Source organism: Natrinema salifodinae, assembly GCF_900110455.1.
GTDB classification, from domain to species: Archaea; Halobacteriota; Halobacteria; order Halobacteriales; family Natrialbaceae; genus Natrinema; species Natrinema salifodinae.
Genome location: NZ_FOIS01000002.1, coordinates 150406 through 170629 on the forward strand (window position 1 = coordinate 150406; position 20224 = coordinate 170629).

The following is a 20224-nucleotide window of genomic DNA, read 5'->3' on the forward strand; positions in this document are numbered from 1 at the left end:
AGTGAATACGCACGAACGTGGATATAATCGCCGTCAGAACCGCTCGTCGAGGAACGACCTGATCGCGTCGTTGACTAGATCGGGCCGCTCGAGGTTCGCGGTGTGGCCGGCCTCGGGGATCAGTTCCAGGTCGGCGTCGGGCAACTCCTCGACCATCGGTTCGGCCCGCGAGGGCGGCAGCGAGGGGTCTTCCTCGCCGTGGACGACGAGCGTCGGCACGTCGATCTCGGGGAGCCGATCGGTCACGTCCGCGCGGCCGAGCCACGAATTGAGCTCGTGATACACTGCCGCGCCGGGGTAGGTGGCCCAGCGGTCGACCCACGATTCGACCAGGTCGGGCTTCTCCGCCCGGGTCGTCTCGCCGAACAGTTCGGCCGTCGATCCCTCGGCTAGCTCGCGCGGAATCGGGTCGCGAGAGCCCTCGAACGGGTCGACGAGTTCGCTGAACGTCTCTCGCTCCTCGTCGGTGTGAGGCACCGCCGTCGTGTCGATCAGGACGAGTCCGTCGACGCGCTCCGGATACGCGAGCGCGAAGCGCAGCGCCGTGAACCCGCCCATCGACATCCCCGCGATCACGGCGCTGTCCTCGTTGATTCCGTCCAGCAGCGCGGCGCAGTCGTCGGCCAGGTCCCACAGGTCGTAGCCCGGCGCGTACCGATCGGTCCGCGCCCGCAGGTCGTAGGCGACGGCCCGGTACTCGTCTCGCAGGGCCTCGAGCTGGGGCGCGAACATCGTCCGGTCCATCAACGTCCCGTGCGCGAAGACGACGGGTCGTCCCTCGCCGACGTCCGTCGTCAGTGCGTCGGGCCTGGTCCGATACATCGCGGTCGCCGAGTCGGAAGCCATGCGAACTGATAACATTAAACGAATAGAAAAAGATGTGTCAAGCGGAAACCGAATCGAATCTCGGTCGGAGTCGCCTCCGGTGCGTTGCCGGTCCGGTGACGACCGCTCGACGGCGGAGCCGGTGACGACACGGAACCCGGTCAGTTCCCGCCCCGATCGGCCGTCCCCGGCTCCGAAACCTCCCACTCGGCGGTGTCGCGGGCGTCGCTCACGACCAGCGCGTACTCGTCGTCGATCCCCTGGTAGTCGGTCGTCCCGGCCGCGTCGATCAGTTCGCGGGCCTGGCGCTCGTGGACGGCGCGGGCGGCCGCCAGTGCGTCGGGGTCCACGCCGACACCCTCGGCCTCGAGTTCGGGGCTGAGTCGGTCGGTCCAGACGTCCTCGGGGAGCAGACAGACCGCCCGTTCGTCGACCGACAGCGGCGGGACGCCGGCGACGTGATCGCCGGTCCCCACGAGATCGTGGGTCTCGATCGCTTCGAGGATCCCGATCACGTCGCCGTCTGCGACCTCGTGGTCGGCGAGCACGGAGCCGAACACGTCGGCGTCGATCGGCGCGTCCATCGTCTCCGGCCGGGGCGTCGGATCGCCGCGGTCCTCGCGCTCGATGACCCCCTCCGCGATGGGGTCGCTGTCTTCGGCGGCGTCCGGAAGCCGCTCGGCCCGGTAGGGTTCTCCATCGTCGAACCGGACGGGAACGAGACCGATCGTCTCGCCGGTCGTAATGGCGTCGAACAGCAGCGGCCGATCGGCGTCGTAGCCCTCGAGATCGATCCCCAGCCCCTCGGGCGGTTCGGCGCGCACCAGCGGGTCCGGGACGGGCGCGACGATCTCGCCGTCCTCCTCGCGGAGCTGGCGCGGGTACGGCGCGTCGGCGGTGGCCGCCTCGGGGATGCCGCTGAGTACGAGCATCGCCTGGTCCTCGTACTCGTCGACGTCCCAGTCGACGTGGTCGCCGCGCTCGGCGTCCATGTGCTCGGCCACCGGCGTCAGTTCGACCGCCAGCTCCGAGGCCGCCGTCTCCTCGGTCTCTCGAAGTTCGAGCAGCCGGTCGTCGTCCAGAATCGTGCCGGTCGGACGCGTGGACATTGCGCGGCGGTACGCCGACCCGGCGGAAAAGCCGCGTGCCGGCGAGTGACAGGGGCAGATGGGGTCTCCTCAACGGGGGCTAACGCTGGTAGCGCGGCCTCGAGACGGACCTGTGATCAATGCTACCGAATGTTATCGTAGCGTTATTTGAATCGGTGGCGTGTCACGGCATATGACGGACGCCGATCCGTTCGGTCGCGCCGTCCGCGACCACTACCTCGGCGAGCGATCGGAACCGCTCCTCGACCGCGACGGCGCGGACGTGCGCGAACACCGGATCGAGGAGTGGTACTTCGGGGACCACGACGCCGACGCCTGGCGCGACCGATGGATCGAGGGGCCGGTACTCGATATGGGCGCCGGTGCCGGGCGGGACGCGCTCTATTATCAGGATCGGTTCGAGACCGTCGCGATCGAGGTGAGCGACCGCCTCGTCGAAACGATGCGCGATCGCGGCGTGAACGACGTCCGACTCGCGGACATGTTCTCCCTCCGCAATCACTTCGACCGGAATCAGTTCCGGTCGGCCCACGCGATCGGAACGCAACTCGGATTAGCCGGCTCGATGGCGGGCGTTCGCGAGTTTCTCTCGGACCTCGCGTCCGTGACGACGACCGACGCGATCGCCGTCCTCGACAACTACGCGCCCGAGTTAGATGCCACGAGCGACGTCTTCGGCTACCGGGAAGATCCCACGCCGGGGCTCGCCTACCGGGTCTACCACGTCACGTACGAGGGCGAGGTCGGCCGAACGCTGCTCTTTCGGCTGTTCAGCGTGGACCGGCTCCGGGAGGCGACGGTCGGAACGCCCTGGGTAGTCGCCGCGACCGACTACGGAGACGTGCAGTGGCGAGCGGTACTCGAGAAGCGGTAACGAGGAGCGGCCGCCGTCGAATCTCGAGCCGCCTGGATTCGCCGGACGGAAATCGAACGAAATTCACGCAAGAACCACTGGCGAACGTCGTGCGTGACTATTCCGCTCTGCCGTCGGTGCACCGTGAAAAACGAAAATCCGTTTCTGATGTCCGGGAGCTCGGCGCGACTCCTTACTCGTACAGCGGGTTCTCCTCGCACAGCGTCGCGACTTCCTCGCGGACCTCCTCGATGACGGCTTCGTCCTCGGGCGCGTCGACAATGCGGGCGATCAGATCGCCGACTTTCCGGCAGTCGTCTTCGTCGAAGCCGCGCGTGGTCAGCGCCGGGGTGCCGGCGCGGATGCCGCTCGGGTCGAACGGCGAGCGTGTCTCGCCAGGCACCGTGTTCCCGTTGAGGACGATGCCCGCTTCCTCGAGGGCGTCCTCGGCGTCGCCGCCGGAGGTGTCGGGGTGGCTCTCGCGGAGGTCGACGAGCACGAGGTGGTTGTCGGTGCCGCCCGAGACCAGCGAGAGGCCGTTGTCGGCCAGCGACTCGCCGAGCGCCTGCGCGTTCGCGACCGTCTGCTCGGCGTAGTCCTCGAACTCCGGTTCGAGGGCCTCCTTGAAGCCGACGGCCTTGCCGGCGACGTTATGCATGAGCGGGCCACCCTGACCGCCGGGGAAGACCGCCGAGTCGATGTCGTCGGCGTACTCCTCGCTGGTCATCACGATGCCGCCTCGGCCCGAGCGGATGGTCTTGTGGGTCGAGCCGGTGACGAAGTCGGCGACGCCGACCGGCGAGGGGTGGACGCCGGCGGCGACCAGGCCGGTGATGTGAGCGATGTCCGCCAGGTGGAGCGCGTCGACGTCGTCGGCGACGTTCTGAATGCGCTCCCACTCGATCTCGCGCGGGTACGCGGAGTAACCCGAAACGATGATGTCGGGCTCGAACTCGGCGGCATGCTCCGCAAGGGCGTCGTAGTCGATGTAGCCCGTCTCGGGATCGACCTCGTACTGCTCGACCTCGTAGAGCTGGCCTGTGAAGTTCGCCGGGTGGCCGTGGCTGAGGTGGCCGCCGTGGTTGAGATCGAGTGAGAGAATCTTGTCGCCGGGCTCGAGCATTGCGAAGTAGACCGACTGGTTGGCCTGTGTGCCCGAGTGGGGTTGGACGTTAACGTGCTCGGCGCCGAATAGCTCTTTCGCGCGATCGATCGCGAGCTCTTCGACCTCGTCGGCGTACTGGCAGCCGCCGTAGTAGCGCTCGCCGGGGTAGCCCTCGGCGTACTTGTTCGTCAGCGCGCTGCCCTGCGCGTCGATGACGGCCTCGCTGACGTGGTTCTCGCTGGCGATCATCTGCAGGGTCTCTCGCTGGCGGTCTACCTCGCCCTCGAGTGCATCCGCGACGGCGGGATCGACCTCGCGAACCTGGTCGTGGTCCATATCCAATCTGCGGTTTGGCGGCTGTATAAGTGTACCCGTCTTCGGCAAGTGGAGCCACTATTGCCGCTTCCGGCCGGAATCGGCCCGGGCCGGCGGGCCGACGCCGGCCGCTATCTGTCGCCGCTGCGACCCCGATACAACTAACTTACCGGAGTGACATTCGGCCAACTGAATGATAGAGTGGGCGGTAGATGGCGACTCCCTCCACGTCACCGACGCCGACAACGCCGAACTCACCGTCGACGGCGCCGACCTCGTCGTCGACGACACCGGCGTCGACATTCCGCGCCCGGTCGACGAAACGGTCGCCCTGACCACCGACGAACTCCGGTTCCCGCATGCGGTCGTCTACGCGTTCTCGCTCGGACTCGAGGAGCAGTACGAACTCGATCCCTGCGGCGATCCGCTATCGCTGTCGCCAGGCGAGTACGTCGTCGACATCGACACGGATATCAAGGCCTACCTCCGGTTTTCCGGCGCAGCGACGATCGAGCGGACCGACGACTACGAGTCGATCGTCGTCTCCTTTCCGAACCGGACCCGTACCATCCTCGGCGTGCGCTGTCGCCACGAGTTTCCCGCGGGGACGATCACCGTTCCCGACGATCCGGCGGCCGTCGCCGAAGCCATCACTCACCTGGCCGCTTCGCACAAGACGGCCGGACCGGACCGGTCCTATCCGACGCTCCGAGGCCATCCCTCGCTGCTCGAACGCGGTGACGAACTCGAGATTTCGGACTGCATTCGCTCCGACACCCCCGATCACGGAATCGAACTGCTCGTCCCGCCCGACTACGAGTCGCTGTTCGTCACCGCCCCGCTGGCGTACTACCTGCAGGCGACCGTGCGGACGACCGACGAAGCGTTCGGCGATCGACCTCGGCCGGGATCGGGATCTGGGTCGCGATTGGGTTCGGGAGCAGATCCGGGCCCGCGTTCCGGCTCGAAACGCGACCGGCCACGGCTGCGACTCGTCGATCGCGCGATCGAGGAACCGCTCTCGCCGATGCCGGACTTAGAGCGCGACGTCGAGCGACTACTCCGGAAGACCTTCTTTCTCGACTGTCTCGTCCGGAACGCGGGCCCCCACGGAACGACCCTCGCGGAGTACAGCCTCCTCGAGGCGCTCGAACTCGACGCCGACGCGCTCTACGAGGCGTCGCCCCAGGACCGCCTGGCGACCTACCTCGACGTCCCGTACGCGGCGATCAAACACCGGCTCCCCGACTGGCACCTCTCGACGTACGTCGCGCCCGACTACGACGCCCTCGAGACGCTACCGTTCCTGCTCGACCGGGTGAGCATGATCTATACGCCGCGGACCTCCGAACTCGCGGGCAGGGAACTGGTCGAACGTTCGCTCGAAGACTTCTACCGCGGCGGTGCGTCCGGGTCCCGACGGCACGATCGGCCGCAGGCAAACGCGCGCGATGAAAATACTGCGACTCGGCGAGCGAGCACCGGTCGGGTTGCCTCGGTCGACATCGTCAAACCGGAACTCCGGAACGGGCGAACCCACGGCTGGCTCGCCGACGGCGTCCCGATCGACGTCTTCAAGTCCACTCCGGCGGCCTACCAGAACCGGCTCGACTACCTCGAGCGGGCGAGCGATTCGACGTCGATCTGCGTCGTCCTGAACGATCCCGACATGGCCGGCGAGCACGACGATGTTGCCGAGATCTACCGGCAGCGCGCCGAGGAGCGCTCGATCGACGTCACTGTCGCGGAATCGCTCGGGACGGACGCGCTCGCCCGCGTCTTCGAGGACGCCCACGATTTCGTCCACTACATCGGTCACTGCGAAACCGACGGGCTCCGCTGCCCGGACGGAACCCTCTCCGCGTCGAATCTCGACCGCTGTAACACGCAGACGTTCTTTCTCAATGCCTGTGGATCCTTCTACGAGGGAATGGGACTGGTCGAGAACGGCGCCGTCGCCGGTGCGGTGACGTTCACCAAGGTCCTGAACGACCACGCCATCAAGGTCGGTTCTACGTTCGCCAAACTGCTGGTTCACGGTTTCAGCATCGAACGCGCGATGGGACTCGCGCGCCGGCGGATCATGATGGGGAAAGACTACGCCGTCGTCGGGGACGGAACCCACTCGCTGACCCAGGGCGACCACCGACCCCCGACGACCGCGACGTTGGAAGAACTCGACGACAGCGCCGGCGACGAGCGGCGGTTCCTCCTGACCGTCGACTGCTACTCGACGCGCGTGACCGGCCACTACTACTTCCCCCACACCGAGGACAACGAGTACGCCTACCTCTGTGGCAACGACTCGAACTTTACCCTGACCGAGTCGGAGGTGGCGACCATCCTCAAAGAAACGGAGGCGTCGGTTATCTACGACGGGGACATCTACTGGTCGGACGACCTTTGGCCGCAGTTCGATCGCTGACCGACCGCCTGACCCCGTCTACGGACCGCCGTACGTACTGACTCGCTTCGCTCGCACCGCGACCGGGCCGCTCGCTCGCTCGGTGCCTGGCCTCGTTCGCGTGGAGGGGACCAATTCGTGGGCGACCTGCCACAGTCGGTTGCGTGGAACACCCATACGATAGCGTAATAACACGTTTCCCGTATATACTTATTGCCGATGCGAAAATAGATGCTAGTTGTAAACACCTCCCTTATGGGAGAGTTGTCACGTTTCCACTCTGCGGTCCGCGTCTGGATGTCCTCTCGCCATTTCGTCGGCGAACTAATGGGTTGCGGGACAAAAATTACCGGTAGGGACGCCGCAGGAGAAGTTCTGCCCTGAAAACGGCCACCAAAATTAAGTACGGTGATCTCGATTACTTCTGTATAGGCATGACCTCGAATTTACTCAACCACCAGATTGACGATATACTCGAGTCTCTGCTCGAAGATGCAAGCGGAGACGTGTACGTGGTCAACCCGTCGCGGGACGCCATCGAGGAGTTCGTCTCGGTCGCGACCGCGTTCGACGGCGACCTCCCGTCGGTTCACATGCTTGCCGACGAACGGACCCTGAAAGACGTCATGGACGACTTCATCGTCGCCTCGAACGCCGCCGACCTCATCAGCGAGGACGCGCTCGCGCTGCGAACGCTCGAGGAAGCACCCGAGAACTCGCTGGTCATCACCGACGACCGCGTCATCGCCATCGTCCACGCCGGCGACCGCGTCGGCGGACTCGTCACCGACGACGAGAGCTTCGTCGCGGACACCTACGACACCTATGCGGCCCGCTGGGACGACGCCGACGACTTCAACCTCCGGACGCCGCCGATCACGGACGTCCGCGAGACCCTCTCCGACGAGATCAGTCCCGAGGCCGAAGAAGACTTCACCGCCATCCTCGATTCGCTCGAAACCGCTCGCGGCGACGGCGACGGCCTGGACGAAGTCACCATCTCCCTGCTCGTCGCGGCCAAGAACGAGGCCCTGCTCTACGACATCAGCAAGTGGGGCGAGGACGTCGGCATCGCCTCTAAGGCGACGTTTTCCCGGACCAAGACCAAGCTCGAGGACATGGGCCTGATCGACACCGAGAAGGTCCCGATCGACGTCGGCCGTCCGCGCCTGCGCCTGAAGATCGGCGACGACCGCCTTCAGGAGGCCGACAACGGCCAGCTCGCGACGGTCGCACAGTCGATTCTCAACTGACGAAAAACGAAATTTTGCGCTGTCGTTCGAGAGAGCGAAGCTCTCTCGTGATCGCGGACCTCGCGGGACCTTCGGTCCCGCTTAGTAACGAACGGCGCTTCGCGCCTTTCGAACCACGGGCCGTCTTCGCCGGCCCCCGATGAAATTTCGATCGAAAACATTCCTTCTCCCGTTTCGTGACGCTTCGCGTCACTCCATATCAGCCGTCGGCCCGCTCGTTCGCTCCGGTCACTCGTGGCCATACTGGTAGACCGCCTGCCTCCCCCGAACCGCACACTCGCCTGGTGCCGGCGAGCGTGCTCTCGGCCACGGGTTTTCGTTCGACGCATGACGCAAACCCCAAGTCACCGCCGCGAGAGGGATCGGGTATGTACGAGGCCGTCCACGCCCATCCCGACGGACAGAGCACGGTCGCCAGGCTCGCCAAGACGGCGGCCGACTACGGGTTCGAGGGCGTGATCGTGCGCAATCACGCCGACGGCCGAGCGGACTACGATCCCGAACGGATCCGCGAGGAGTACGGGATCGACGTCGTGGACGGGATCGAAATTCGGGCCGACGACCAGCAACAGGCCAGCGGCGCGGTGGGGAACCACCGGACCTCGAAGACCATCGTCGGAATTCACGGCGGCACCGTCGCGATGAACCGGTTCGCCGTCGAACAGGCGAAGGTCGACGTGCTCGCGCATCCGATGGCCGGCGACGGCGATGTCAATCACGTCATGGTGAAAGCCGCCGTCGAGAACGGCGTTCGCATCGAGTTCAACCTCTCGGGCGTCCTGCGACGGAGCGGCGGCCGCCGCGTTCGGGTCATCCAGTCGCTGCGGAAGCTCCGCGAGATCGTCGCCCACTACGACGCCCCTTACGTCGTCAGCGCCGATCCGGCCTCACACCTCGAACTGCGGGCGCCACGGGAACTGAACGCCCTCGGCGAACAGCTCGGCTTCTCTCGGGAGTTTATCGAGGAGGGCCTGGCGGAGTGGGGCCGCCTGGCCGAGCGCAACCGGCGCATCCAGTCCGAGTCGTTCATTGAGCCGGGGGTCGAACGGGGGAGATATGAAGAAGAGCATTGAGGAGCACGCCGCCCGATTCGACGAGAAGGCCACCGAGTACGACGAGTCGAAGTCCGACGAGTACCACGCCTGTGCGAACCTCGTGGTCGAACGCGCCGCGCCCGCGGCCGACGACGTCGTGCTCGACCTCGCGACCGGCACGGGCGCAATCGCACTCGCGATCGCTCCCGACGCGGATCGCGTCGTCGGCCGCGACATCAGCGAGGGAATGCTCGAAGAAGCCGAGCGGAAGGCCGCCGACAAGGGTATCGAGAACGTCGAATTCGATCACGGTACCTTCCGTGAGCCGGAGTACGACGGGCCGGCCGACACCGAGTCGTCGGAGACGCCTCGAGCCCCCACTCGCTCCGCTCGCGTGGATATCGTCACCTCGAACTTCGCGATGCACCACCTCTCAGATCCGGAGAAGCGAGAGGCGATCGACGTCATCGCCGACCTCGAACCCCGGAAATTCGTCCTCGGGGACGTCATGTTCTTCGGCGAGCCCGATCCGGACGAGCCGTTCTACTCGCCGGAGGTCGACGATCCCGCGACCGTCGGCGCGCTCGCGGACGCCTTCACCGACGCCGGCTTCTCGTTGACAGCCGTCGAGCGCGTCCACGATCAGGTGGGCGTGCTCGTCGCGGAGCGGTGCCCGACGGCGGCCGACGTCGACGAAGCGCCGGCCGAGGAATGAAACACCTCCCGAAACACCTCCGGCCGCGCTGGCGGTACCTCGCTATCGAACTCGAAACGTGGCCGGACGAGCGGATCGCCAGGCGAGCGTTCCAGCGCGAGGTGTGGTACGCGGGCCAGAACCTGTTGGGCGATCCGGGCAGCGCCGACGCCGACCTGACGGTCGTACGGTTCTCGTTCGGGGAGGGAACCGGCGAAGCGATCATCCGCGTCCGCCGCGGCGAGGCCGAGCCGGCGCGGGCGGCGTTGGCCTGTATCGACGAGATCGACGGGGCTCCCGTCGGCGTTCGGGTCCGCGGTATCAGTGGCACGATCCGTGCCGCTGAAGAAAACTATTTAGGACGCCGCGGGCAAGATTCCGAAGAGAGAAACGTCGTGTTCGGGAACGAGGAGCGAGTCGCCGTCCTGCGGGACGGCGTTGGGGACGTGCGACTCGATGAGGCGTTCACGGGTGCGACAGACCTCGATTACGATTTAGCGTGATACTATGCAGGGACAAGCCCAACAGCAGGCGTACGACCGCGGCATCACGATCTTCTCGCCCGACGGCCGACTCTACCAGGTCGAGTACGCTCGCGAGGCAGTCAAGCGAGGGACCGCGAGTATCGGCGTTCGAACGACCGACGGCGTGGTGCTCGCCGTCGACAAGCGAGTCCCCTCGCCGCTGCTCGAGGACTCGAGCGTCGAGAAGATTCACAAGGCCGACGACCACATCGGCATCGCCAGCGCGGGCCACGTCGCTGACGCGCGCCAGCTGATCGACTTCGCGCGCCGCCAGACGCAGGTCAACCAGCTGCGCTACGGCGAGCCGATCGGCGTCGAGACGCTGACCAAGGAAGTCACCGACCACATCCAGCAGTACACGCAGGTCGGCGGCGCGCGCCCGTTCGGCGTCGCGCTGATCGTCGGCGGCATCGAGAACGGCGAGCCGCGCCTGTTCGAGACCGACCCGTCGGGGACCCCCTACGAGTGGAAGTCCCTGGCCGTCGGCGCCGACCGCGGCGAACTCCAGAACTACCTGGAGGAGAACTACGACGACGAGGCCGACTTAGACGGCGGCATCCAGCTGGCGCTGGATGCGCTCGCGTCGGTCAACGACGGGTCCTTGCTCCCCAGCGAAGTCGGCCTGGCGACTGTCGACGCCGAGACCGAGACCTTCGAACAGTTCGAGCAGGACCGGATCGCGGACCACCTCGAGGAGAACGACCTCCTCGACGAGGGCGAGGACGAGGAGACCGACGAGTAACGACTCCCGAGTCGTCGCCGCAGTCGAATCGGATTCGAGGCGAGGATCGGTTTTCGCCTACTCCGTCCGTTTTCGCTTCCGTTGTCACTCCACCTCCAGTTTCAATTTCGTCACCGGCCGCCTGCCGTACCGGGCCGGCTAGTCCGCCGGTTCGGGACCACAGTCGATTCGTCCGGGGTCTTCTCCCTGCCGCGTTCGGGCGGTCGTCGGGAAACACTCTTTTAATTGGCGGGGGAACCGTCTGGTATGATTTCGCTCGACGAGGCGGTGACGGCGCGACTCGAGTCACACGGGGCGCGCTTCGAGGTACTCGTAGATCCGGACGCGGCACTGGCGATCAAACGCGACGAGTTCGATGGCGACCTAGAGGACGTGATCGCGGCCGAGGACGTCTTCGAGAACGCCTCCCGGGGCGACCGACCGGCCGAGAACGACCTCGAGACGGTCTTCGACACGACGGAGCCCCTCGAAATCATCCCGGAGGTCATCAAGCAGGGAGAGATCCAGATCACGGCCGATCAGCGCCGCGAGATGCAAGAACAGAAGCGCAAGCAGCTGATCGACACCATCACGCGCAACGCGGTCAACCCGCAGATGGACAACGCGCCCCATCCCCCCGAGCGGATCGAGAACGCGCTCGAGGAGGCCGGGTTCACCGTCGATCCGATGGAACCGGTCGAGGGACAGGTCGACGACGCCTTGGACGCGCTGCGACCGATCATTCCGATCCGGTTCGAGGAAGTGACGGTGGCCGTCCAGGTGCCGGCCGAGCACGCCGGCAGCGCCCAGGCGAAGATCCGCCAGTTCGGCGACCTAGAGCGCGAGGAGTGGCAGTCGGACGGCTCCTGGATCGGCGTGCTCACGTTCCCGGCGGGGCTGCAAAACGAGTTCTACGACGTCGTCAACGAGCACACCAGCGGCCAGGCGGAGACGGAGATCATCAAGGATAAGGACGACCTGAAGACACGCTGATCGCGAACGGAGGGTTTTCTACGCTCGCTTGAACCCGACCAGGAAGCCGCCGGTAAAGCCCGCGCCGATCGACAGCGTCGAGAGGAGCGACTCGAGCCAGTGGACGTCCGCCACGTTCTGTGCGCGGTCGCCCGTCTGCACCAGGCCGGCCGAGAGCCGGTCCCAGTCGACGATCACGATCCCTTGTGATTCGAGGTACCGAAAGAGCATTAGCTGGACGCCGACGAGGACCGCGAGTAGTTTCGCGATCTTCTTCGCGGCGAACCCCATGACTGCCCCGATGGCCGCGCCGCCTCCGAACTCGAAGCCGAGCGCCGTCGGATCCACGTCTAACATCGTTCGCTCCCATTCGAGTCAGGTCCTATGACTGTTATGGTAGCCGCGTCGTCGGCGGACCGCGAACCGGGTGAAGCGTCGGTCCGCGACGGACGGCTGAACCGCCAAATCGCCCGCTCAGCGGCCGGACGAGCGAATCGGAGACCGACCGGGCACGGGATTCAAGGCGGTCCGACGCGTACCGGTCGATATGAACCGCGTTCGTTCAACGGAGGTGTTCGCCCGGCATCTCTAGCGGAACCGGGCCCACGCGGCGGCTCCCGCCACGTCGGCGTGAGCGGCGCGTGCAAGCGACGAATCGCGGGAGCAACGACGAGCGGCGCTCGAACGAGCACGACCGACCACGCCCGGCATCCGCACAGCCATCCGCATGAAAACGATCATTGCCAAACGCGTCGATTCGGGGACGGCCGATACGAGTGAGATCCGCGACCTGGCCCGCGCGGCGGGATACACCGTCGTCGGCGAGGTCACGCAGTCGCGACGAGCCGATCCGGCCCTCCAGATCGGCGAGGGGAAAGCCGAAGAGTTAGCCGCGTTAGTCGACGAAACCGACGCCACGACGGTCATCTTCGACAACCGGCTCGGTCCCTACCAGACGTACAACCTCGGCCAGCTCCTCCCGGAGGGCGTCGAGGTCATCGACCGGTTCACGCTGATCCTCGAAATCTTCGGCCAGCGCGCCCAGACCCGGAAGGCTCAACTTCAGGTCGAGCTGGCCGAACTCCGGTACGAGCTGCCCCGCGCCGAGGCCAAGACTAGCCTGGCCAAGCGCGAGGAACACCCCGGCTTCATGGGTCTCGGCGAGTACGACGAGAGCCGCGAGCAGGACATCAAGGCCCAGATCAGCCGCATCAAAGACGAGCTCGAACAGATCGAACAGACCGAACAGCACCGCCGGGAGCGGCGTCGGGACTCCGGGTTCGATCTGGTCGCGCTGGCGGGCTACACCAACGCGGGCAAGTCGACCCTGCTGCGCCAGCTCGCGGCCGACCTGGACGTCGAGGAGAACGAGAATCTCCACCCTGACCTGGACGCGACCGCCGAATCCCAGGACAAGCTGTTCACTACGCTGGGGACGACGACCAGGCGCGCGGATCTCGAGCCGCGGGACGTGCTGGTGACCGACACCGTCGGGTTCATCAGCGACCTGCCTCACTGGCTGGTCGAGTCGTTCAAGTCGACGCTGGATTCGGTCTACCGGGCGGATCTGGTCTTGCTCGTCGTCGACGTCAGCGAGCCGGTCGACGAGATCCACGAGAAGCTCGTCACCTGTCACGACACCCTCTACGAGCGCAACGAGGCGCCGATCGTGACCGTCCTGAACAAGATCGACAAGGTCGACGACGAGGAACTGCGGGAGAAGCGGGACGCGCTCTCGGCGCTCGCGCCGAACCCGGTCACCGTCAGCGCTCGCGAGGCGACGAACGTCGACGCCCTGCTCGACCGGATCGACCGGGAACTCCCCGATTGGGAGCGCGAGCGGCTCCTGTTGCCGATGACCGACGACACGATGAGCGTCGTCTCGTGGCTCCACGACAACGCCCACGTCGAGGACGTCACCTACGGCGACGAGGACGTCGTCGTCTCCTTCGAGGCCAGGCCGGCGGTCGTCTCCCAGGCGCGCTCGCGCGCCAGCGAGTTGCGGACGACCGCGGCGGAGTCGGCATGATCGCCAAGACCACTCTCGATCCCGTTCGCGACCGCGCGCCGATCGGCCCTCGCCGCGTCGTTCGCCCCTCCGGCTGCGGTCCAGGGCGAGCCGTCGATCGATTTCCCGACCCCCACATTATAAATTCCTGATTCGAGTCCAGTAGGGTATGGAACGGGTTGCAATCATCGGTGCTTCGATGACCCAGTTCGGCCAACGCGAGGGGGAGTGGATCGCGGACCTCCTCGCAGAAGCCGGGGAGGAGTGTCTCGAGGACGCGGGTGTCGGCGCAGACGATGTCGACCACCTGTACGTGTCAAACATGGCCAGCGGCGAGTTCGAGGGCCAGACCGGCGTTCCCAACGCCCTGGCACACGACCTCAACGCGATGCCGGCGTACACCCAGCGGGTCGACCAGACGAGTTCCAGCGGCGGCGCGGGGATCTACGCCGCCTGGCAGTCGGTCGCCAGCGGGGCCAGCGACATGACCCTGCTCGTCGGCGGCGAGAAGATGACCCATCGGTCGACCGGCGAGGCCACCGACGTCATCGCGTCGCTGACCCACCCCGTCGAGTACAAGACCGGCGTCACGCTGCCCTCGTTCGCCGGGTTGACCGCGCGCCACTACTTAGAGCGGTTCGACGCGCCCCGTGAGAGCCTGGCGAAGGTCGCCGTCAAGAACCACAAGAACGGCGTCGACAATCCGAACGCGCAGTTCCAGAAGGAGATCGACATGGAAACAGCTCTGGAGTCGCCGATCGTGGCCGACCCGCTGCGATTGTACGACTTCTGTCCGATCACGGACGGTTCGGCGGCGCTCATGCTCTGTCCCGAATCGGTCGCCGAGGAGTACGCCGACGAGTACGTCGTCATCTCGGGGATCGACGGCGCGACTGACACCCACGTCGTCCACGAGCGCGAGGACCCGACCGTGATGGGCGGCGTCGTCGAGAGCGGCAAGGGTGCCTACGAAATGAGCGGCTACGGCCCCGAGGACATCGACGTGGCCGAACTCCACGACATGTTCACGATCCTCGAGTTCCTCCAGATGGAGGGACTCGGATTCGCCGAACAGGGCGAGGCCTGGCAGCTCGTCGAAGAGGGGTACACCGAGCGAGACACGGGCGAACTGCCGATCAACACCTCCGGCGGGCTCAAGTCCAAAGGCCACCCGCTCGGAGCCAGCGGCGTCGCCCAGGGCGTCGAGATCTACGAACAGCTCGTCGGCGAGGCTGGCCCGCGCCAGGTCGACGCGGACGTGGGCCTGTGCTGTAACGTCGGCGGCTTCGGCAACTGCGTCATCACCACTATCATGGAGGCTGCACAATGACGATGGAAGCGATCCGCTACGAGGACGGTTCGATCAGCTACCCCGGCCACCCGCGCGGCCCCGGCGGTGCGAAGCCGGAGGAAACGATCGATCTCAGCGAGTACACCGCCGAGGTCGTCACCTGGACGACCAGTACCGCCACGCCGCCTGGCGTCCGCGAACCGAACCACCTGGCGATCGTCGAGTTCGACGTGGACGGCGAGTCGGTCCGTGCGATCGGCCAGCTGACCACCGGCGATGTCGAGACCGGCGACGAGGTTCGCCCGGTTTACGTCGAGGAACTCCGCGAGCCAGGCGCGGGCATCCGCGAGCCCGAGAGCCAGGACTGGGACGGCTACCGGTTCGAGCCGGTGGACGCGTAAGCGCGGCCGGGTTCCGTCTTTTCCGGTACGCGGATCGTTCGCAGCGACGAGTCGGCCGCCGAGTTATCGAGGACCGGATCCCGTACCGCCTGTTTCGGACCCAGTGGAACCCGGTTCGTCATCGCCGTCACCGCCATCATTGCTGTCGTCGTCATCGTCGCCGGTCCGCTCGCTCGAGTCGCCGGGTTCGTCTTCCGCGGTGTCTTCGTCGGGGCCGTACCGGTCCCGGAGCGTCTCGAGTTCGGCGTCGACGTCGACGGACGGGTCGGGGTCGGTATCGTCGTCGGCGCCGGTGGCCGCGTCCGTATCGGAATCGGGCGGTGCTCCGTCTTCGATGTCGATCTCGACGGGGTCGTCTCCGGCGGCCGCCGATCGGTCCGTCGCCGTCGATCGAGTCCCGGTCTCGCGGTCGGTGGCGTCCCGGAGGCGCCGATCCACATCGTCTCGGAGCTCACGCGCCTCCGAGAGGAGGTCGCGGGCGCGGTCGTCGGCCGGCAATCCGCCCTCCGTGGCGGCCCGCTGGAGTTCCGAGAGCACCGTCTCGAGCTGTGCGAGCGTCGTCTCTCGGAGTTCGCTCGCACGCTCGCCGGTCGCGTCGGCGGCCGCCGTCGTCCGCTCGCGGGCCTCCCGTTCGGTCCGGGCGATCCGGAGCGCCCGCTGGAAGGCTTCGAGCGCGCGGACGCTGGTCTCGAGGACGGCCAGGACGGCGGGGAGCGCGACCTCGTCGGTAAAGCGCAGCAGCTCCCGCGGCGTCGGCGGTCGCAGCGGCGGCCGGCGGCGCGTCTCCTGTCCGTCGAGTTCCCGTCGTAACTCGTCGATTGTCCGCGCCAGGTCACGGACGGCGTCGGCGAGTTCGTCGTCGCGGTCGTCGGCCATACGCGACCTACGGCCGCCCCGCTGAAAAAGCCGGCCGGTGTGCCGACCGTGGGTTTTCGGTCTGTTTCCCCGTCCGCGGTTCGTGGTCCGTGGTTCGACGCGTAAGATAGCCACAATTCTTATTGCCGACTCGGGAGTCCCATGGAACGGCATGGAAGACGAGGGAGGGCGATCCGCACCGGTGCGTGCGTCGGTCACGCGGGCGTTGGGCACGCTCAAGCGGGAGGGATGTAACGTGTTGCTCGTCGGGTCGGAGGCGACGAGCGCACACGAAACGGTCTGTCGGCAGTTCCTGGGCGCATCGGCAGCTGAGGCGCCGTTTCGACTGTTCGTCAGGGCAGTAGGGCAACGCGAGACCGACCAGGCTTCCTGCGGACCGGTTGACGAAAGCGAGACCGATCGCGTCCAAACGATCGAGTGCGCGAGCGCGACGCTCGATCCGACTACGGCGTCAGCGATCGGCGCGCTCGGGATCGAGATCGTCGAGGCGATCGATGCGTTCGCCGATTCGGCCGCCGGCGGCAACAGCGACGGCGGTCTCGAGCCCGCGTCGCTTCGCGTCTGCGTCGACTCGCTAGGGCCGCTTCTCGAGGCGTACGACGCCGAGGCGGTGTTCCGGCTGCTCCACGTGACGACGACGCGGGTCGACCAGGCCGACGGCATCGGCCACTATCACCTGCCGATCGCACCCGACCACGACGCCGTCTCCCTGCTGGAACCGTTGTTCGATGCAGTCGTCACGGTGCGAACCCGAGACGGCGCCGACGAACAGCGGTGGTCCCTTCAGGAGGCGGACGCACCCACCGACTGGCTGGCGGTCTCGGCCGGGCAGCGCTCGTAGTCACCGGACGATATCGACGCCTGTCCGACAGGGGTCGGATACAATCTAGACGATTCGAGGCCGGGAACGCGGTCGCCACGGCCGCTCTGCGCGGTCGATCCAAGCGCTTTTACCCGCTCCGTGCCCCTGATCGGGTGTGCGAATCGAGAACAGCTTCATTCCCGTCCGCGGCGTCGGGGAAGCCACCGAACGGAAGCTCTGGGCGAACGGCGTTACCCACTGGGACGAGTTCGACGGCAGCGTCGTCGGCCCGACGCTTTCCGACCGGATCGAGTCCTTCATCGACGAGGGGCGGTCCCACCTCGAGCGCGGCGATGTCTCCGTCTTCGCGGAGGCGCTGCCGGCCTCGAGCCGCTGGCGGTGCTACGAGAACGTCAGTGACGAGGCCTGCTTCTTGGACATCGAGACGACCGGCCTCGACGCCTCCTGCAGCGACGTGACGACCGTCAGCCTCCACCGCGACGGCGAGACGAAGACGTTCGTCAAGGACCGCGACCTCACAAGCGACCGCCTCGAGCGGGAACTCGACGAGTCGGCCCTGCTCGTCACGTTCAACGGCCAGCGGTTCGACGTCCCGTTCCTCGAGACCTGTTTCGACGTCGACGTCGACCTGCCCCACGTCGATCTCATGTATTCCTGCAAGAAACTGGGGCTCGACGGCGGTCTAAAGGCGATCGAACGCGATCTCGGCATCGACCGCGATATGCCCGATATCAGCGGCCGAGACGCCGTCCGCCTCTGGCGCGAGTACGAGGCCGGCGACGACGCCGCCCTGGAGACGCTCGTCGAGTACAACCGCGCCGACACGGTAAATCTCGAACCGCTGATGGAACTCGTCGTGGACCGGCTCCACGACCAGGTCTTCGCGGCGGCGACGGCCGACGACTGAGCGCTCCGCCGACGCCGTTTACTGTTATCCGTCTCCGCTCGGAGCGCGCGTCCATACGGCGAGCGCTCCCGAATCCGGTCGCACGCGGGCGACGACAGCGACGAGAACCGTACAGGTATTCGTCGATTCGGAGAGCGGCGAGTCGCGCCCGTTCCCGTTCGCCTGGCGGACGCGACTCGAGAACCGTGCGTGACCGGTCTGATCGGGAGGAAACTTACTCGAGGTCGGAGACTTCGACGTCGCCGTCGCTCGTGACGACGACGTGGTAACCACAGAAGGGGAATTCGACGTGGCCGGTCGGTCGCTGTCGACCGTTGACGCGGTTCGAGAAGAGTGCATCGAGCGCTTCGGGGTTGACGACGTCGTAGAGCGCCTGGTACTCCGGCGGCTCGAGTTCCGTCGGATCCACCCCTTCGCGCTCGGCGACGGCAGCGATGACGTCGAAACTTACTGACTGCCCGCCTGTCACATCCGAACGATCCACTGAGAGTAGCATCGGCCGGACTCTTACGGCGACCGGATATAAATCCTCTGGCCCCAAGCCGAGATTGGGCTACAATTTTGGGCTCTAGAGCCCATGTATGGTGTATAGGGTATTTATTGGTCGCTAATTAATAACTAATCTTATTCCCATCAAACTATATAAAACTATTCAGGGAGTGATAGTTCGCCGTAATATTCTGTTATATCGGCGTTTCACCCGACCCGGTATAAACGGTCGGCGGCTTCGACGAGCGGACGAATTCGACTCGAGCACGTTCCGGAGCCGGGACGGCTTTCCTCGGGCGAGCGGACCGAGGAACCCCAACGGGCTACGACGCCTCCGCCCGCGCTTCGAGCCAGCGGATAGCGGGTGTGGCGGTGATGCCGTGGACGACGATCGAAATGAGGACAACGGCGCCGACGGTGGCCCACAGGATGTCGGCGTCGGGAAACGCCGCCTCGTTCAGCCCGTGAGCGAGGTAGTAGAACGACCCGATGCCGCGCACGCCGAAGAAGGCCACCGTCGCCCGCTCGACGGGGTCGCGTTCGAACCCGAGGAAGCCGATCAGTCCGGCGAGCGGCCGGATGAGGAACACGATCGCGACCGCCGCGACGAGCGCCTGGCGGGTCAGCGGCTCGAGGAGGCCGCCGACGATCGCGCCGCCGAAAAACAGCATGATGATCGCCATCATCACCTGCTCGGCGAGTTCGCTGATCTCGTGGAGCGACTCGTTGTATTCGTGAGAGCGCTCGTAGTGGCGGATCGTCAGCGCGGCGACGAAGACCGCGATGAACCCGTAGCCGCCGACGAGTTCGGTCGCCCCGTAGACGAGTAGCGTGCCCGCGATGGCTTCGAGCCCCTCGACGGACGCCGCCAGCGGGGTCTCGCCCCAGGGACTCGAGGCGAAGACGGCCCTGGCGGTCACGTAGCCGAGGACGAGGCCGACGGTCACGCCGACGACGATCCGGTAGCCGACGTCGACGATGAGCCACTCGCCGGCCCAGTTGGCGGGCGCGAGCCCGACGAGGGCGAGCGCGATCGCCAGGTTCGTAAACGGAAAGGCGAGCCCGTCGTTTAACCCCGCCTCGGAGGTGAGCGCGAACCGGACTTCGTCCTGCTGTCCGGCTGCCTCCTCTAAGGACTCCGCTTCGCTTCCCATCCCCGGGCCGCCGACCTGGACCTCCGACGCCAGCACCGGGTCAGTCGGCGCGATACACGCGCCCAGCAAGACCGCCGTCGGAACGACTAGGCCGGTCCACCAGCCCAGCAGCGCCGCTCCGGCGATCGAGAGCGGCATCGTGATCACCAGCAGTCGCCAGGTCGACGCCCAGGCGCGCAGTCCCGGCGGGCGATCGATCTTCAGTCCGACGCCCATTAGGGCGATGATGACGCCCAGTTCAGCGAGGTGCTCGGTCGTCGTCCCCTGTTCGAGCGGGTCGGGCGCGGGGAGACCGATCGGCAGCCCGAACAGCAGCATGCCGAGCGCGACGAAGAAGACGGGCATCGAAATCGCCCGGTCTGAGACGAACCGGGGGAGCACGGCGACGCCGAACAGCGCGACGCCGATCACGATCAGGCCGACGTTGTACAGCTCGAGGGCCATTGGGGCGATGACACCTATGCGA

Annotated in this window: 20 protein-coding genes; 13 read left to right on the top strand and 7 right to left on the bottom strand. The window is 66.3% G+C overall.

Annotated elements, in window-relative coordinates; translation table 11 throughout:
- Positions 1-33: 33 nt before the first annotated feature.
- Together BMY29_RS06180 and BMY29_RS06185 are read right to left on the bottom strand one after the other, a co-directional pair.
- Positions 34-846 carry an alpha/beta fold hydrolase gene (locus tag BMY29_RS06180; protein ID WP_049990661.1) on the bottom strand — a complete coding sequence of 271 codons (813 nt, stop codon included), beginning with the start codon at positions 844-846 and terminating at the stop codon, positions 34-36.
- A gap of 140 nt (positions 847-986) precedes the next feature.
- Positions 987-1934, bottom strand: a complete 948-nt coding sequence (locus BMY29_RS06185; RefSeq protein ID WP_049990662.1) for a DUF8048 family protein — start codon at positions 1932-1934, stop codon at positions 987-989.
- 172 nt (positions 1935-2106) lie between these two features.
- Between BMY29_RS06185 and BMY29_RS06190 the strand changes: the two genes are divergently transcribed.
- Complete coding sequence (locus BMY29_RS06190; protein ID WP_049990663.1) at positions 2107-2808, top strand: class I SAM-dependent methyltransferase; 702 nt, start codon at positions 2107-2109, stop codon at positions 2806-2808.
- A 172-nt stretch (positions 2809-2980) separates the two neighbouring features.
- On the opposite strand, the gene glyA is transcribed toward BMY29_RS06190, so the two are convergent.
- The gene (glyA, locus tag BMY29_RS06195) at positions 2981-4228 is read right to left on the bottom strand and encodes a serine hydroxymethyltransferase (protein WP_049990664.1); all 1248 of its coding nucleotides are present in this window, start codon (positions 4226-4228) and stop codon (positions 2981-2983) included.
- A gap of 172 nt (positions 4229-4400) precedes the next feature.
- Between glyA and BMY29_RS06200 the strand changes: the two genes are divergently transcribed.
- The 7 genes from BMY29_RS06200 to BMY29_RS06230 all read left to right on the top strand — a co-directional run bounded on the left by BMY29_RS06200 (position 4401) and on the right by BMY29_RS06230 (position 11830).
- Entirely contained in the window at positions 4401-6632 is a 2232-nt protein-coding gene (locus BMY29_RS06200; RefSeq protein ID WP_049990665.1) for a hypothetical protein, read from the top strand.
- Positions 6633-7045: 413 nt separating this feature from the next.
- Positions 7046-7864 (top strand): transcriptional regulator TbsP, encoded by an 819-nt coding sequence (gene tbsP / locus BMY29_RS06205; protein WP_049990666.1) that lies wholly within the window; start codon positions 7046-7048, stop codon positions 7862-7864.
- Between the two features lie 368 nt (positions 7865-8232).
- Positions 8233-8937 (top strand): RNase P subunit p30 family protein, encoded by a 705-nt coding sequence (locus BMY29_RS06210; protein WP_049990667.1) that lies wholly within the window; start codon positions 8233-8235, stop codon positions 8935-8937.
- Positions 8921-9613 carry a class I SAM-dependent methyltransferase gene (locus tag BMY29_RS06215; RefSeq protein ID WP_049990668.1) on the top strand — a complete coding sequence of 231 codons (693 nt, stop codon included), beginning with the start codon at positions 8921-8923 and terminating at the stop codon, positions 9611-9613. Before BMY29_RS06210 ends, BMY29_RS06215 begins: the two co-directional genes overlap by 17 nt.
- Positions 9610-10095, top strand: a complete 486-nt coding sequence (locus tag BMY29_RS06220) for an Rpp14/Pop5 family protein (RefSeq protein WP_049990669.1) — start codon at positions 9610-9612, stop codon at positions 10093-10095. The genes BMY29_RS06215 and BMY29_RS06220 overlap by 4 nt, the downstream gene beginning before the upstream one ends.
- 4 nt (positions 10096-10099) lie before the next feature.
- Positions 10100-10858, top strand: a complete 759-nt coding sequence (gene psmA, locus BMY29_RS06225; protein ID WP_049990670.1) for an archaeal proteasome endopeptidase complex subunit alpha — start codon at positions 10100-10102, stop codon at positions 10856-10858.
- Between the two features lie 246 nt (positions 10859-11104).
- The gene (locus tag BMY29_RS06230) at positions 11105-11830 is read left to right on the top strand and encodes a ribosome assembly factor SBDS (protein WP_049990671.1); all 726 of its coding nucleotides are present in this window, start codon (positions 11105-11107) and stop codon (positions 11828-11830) included.
- 18 nt (positions 11831-11848) lie between these two features.
- Here the strand turns inward: BMY29_RS06230 and BMY29_RS06235 are convergent, their stop codons facing one another.
- Positions 11849-12166 (bottom strand): FUN14 domain-containing protein, encoded by a 318-nt coding sequence (locus tag BMY29_RS06235; protein WP_049990672.1) that lies wholly within the window; start codon positions 12164-12166, stop codon positions 11849-11851.
- A 370-nt stretch (positions 12167-12536) separates the two neighbouring features.
- On the opposite strand from BMY29_RS06235, the gene hflX reads away from it, so the two are divergent.
- The 3 genes from hflX to BMY29_RS06250 all read left to right on the top strand — a co-directional run bounded on the left by hflX (position 12537) and on the right by BMY29_RS06250 (position 15509).
- The gene (hflX, locus tag BMY29_RS06240) at positions 12537-13838 is read left to right on the top strand and encodes a GTPase HflX (RefSeq protein ID WP_049990673.1); all 1302 of its coding nucleotides are present in this window, start codon (positions 12537-12539) and stop codon (positions 13836-13838) included.
- 148 nt (positions 13839-13986) lie between these two features.
- Entirely contained in the window at positions 13987-15147 is a 1161-nt protein-coding gene (locus BMY29_RS06245) for a thiolase family protein (protein ID WP_049990674.1), read from the top strand.
- Positions 15144-15509 carry a PhlB family protein gene (locus tag BMY29_RS06250; RefSeq protein WP_049990675.1) on the top strand — a complete coding sequence of 122 codons (366 nt, stop codon included), beginning with the start codon at positions 15144-15146 and terminating at the stop codon, positions 15507-15509. Before BMY29_RS06245 ends, BMY29_RS06250 begins: the two co-directional genes overlap by 4 nt.
- Positions 15510-15572: 63 nt before the next feature.
- Here the strand turns inward: BMY29_RS06250 and BMY29_RS06255 are convergent, their stop codons facing one another.
- On the bottom strand, positions 15573-16385 hold the full coding sequence (locus tag BMY29_RS06255) for a DUF7547 family protein (protein ID WP_074854657.1): 813 nt from the start codon (positions 16383-16385) through the stop codon (positions 15573-15575).
- 151 nt (positions 16386-16536) lie between these two features.
- Here BMY29_RS06255 and BMY29_RS06260 point away from each other — a divergent pair, with 151 nt between their 5' ends.
- The gene (locus BMY29_RS06260) at positions 16537-17226 is read left to right on the top strand and encodes a DUF7504 family protein (RefSeq protein ID WP_049992307.1); all 690 of its coding nucleotides are present in this window, start codon (positions 16537-16539) and stop codon (positions 17224-17226) included.
- A gap of 136 nt (positions 17227-17362) precedes the next feature.
- Positions 17363-18115 (top strand): ribonuclease H-like domain-containing protein, encoded by a 753-nt coding sequence (locus BMY29_RS06265; protein ID WP_049992308.1) that lies wholly within the window; start codon positions 17363-17365, stop codon positions 18113-18115.
- A 214-nt stretch (positions 18116-18329) separates the two neighbouring features.
- Here BMY29_RS06265 and BMY29_RS06270 read toward each other — a convergent pair whose 3' ends face one another.
- Together BMY29_RS06270 and BMY29_RS06275 are read right to left on the bottom strand one after the other, a co-directional pair.
- Complete coding sequence (locus tag BMY29_RS06270) at positions 18330-18611, bottom strand: DdfA family disk-determining factor (protein WP_049992309.1); 282 nt, start codon at positions 18609-18611, stop codon at positions 18330-18332.
- 316 nt (positions 18612-18927) lie between these two features.
- The gene (locus tag BMY29_RS06275) at positions 18928-20202 is read right to left on the bottom strand and encodes a cation:proton antiporter (RefSeq protein ID WP_049992310.1); all 1275 of its coding nucleotides are present in this window, start codon (positions 20200-20202) and stop codon (positions 18928-18930) included.
- Positions 20203-20224 lie beyond the last annotated feature (22 nt).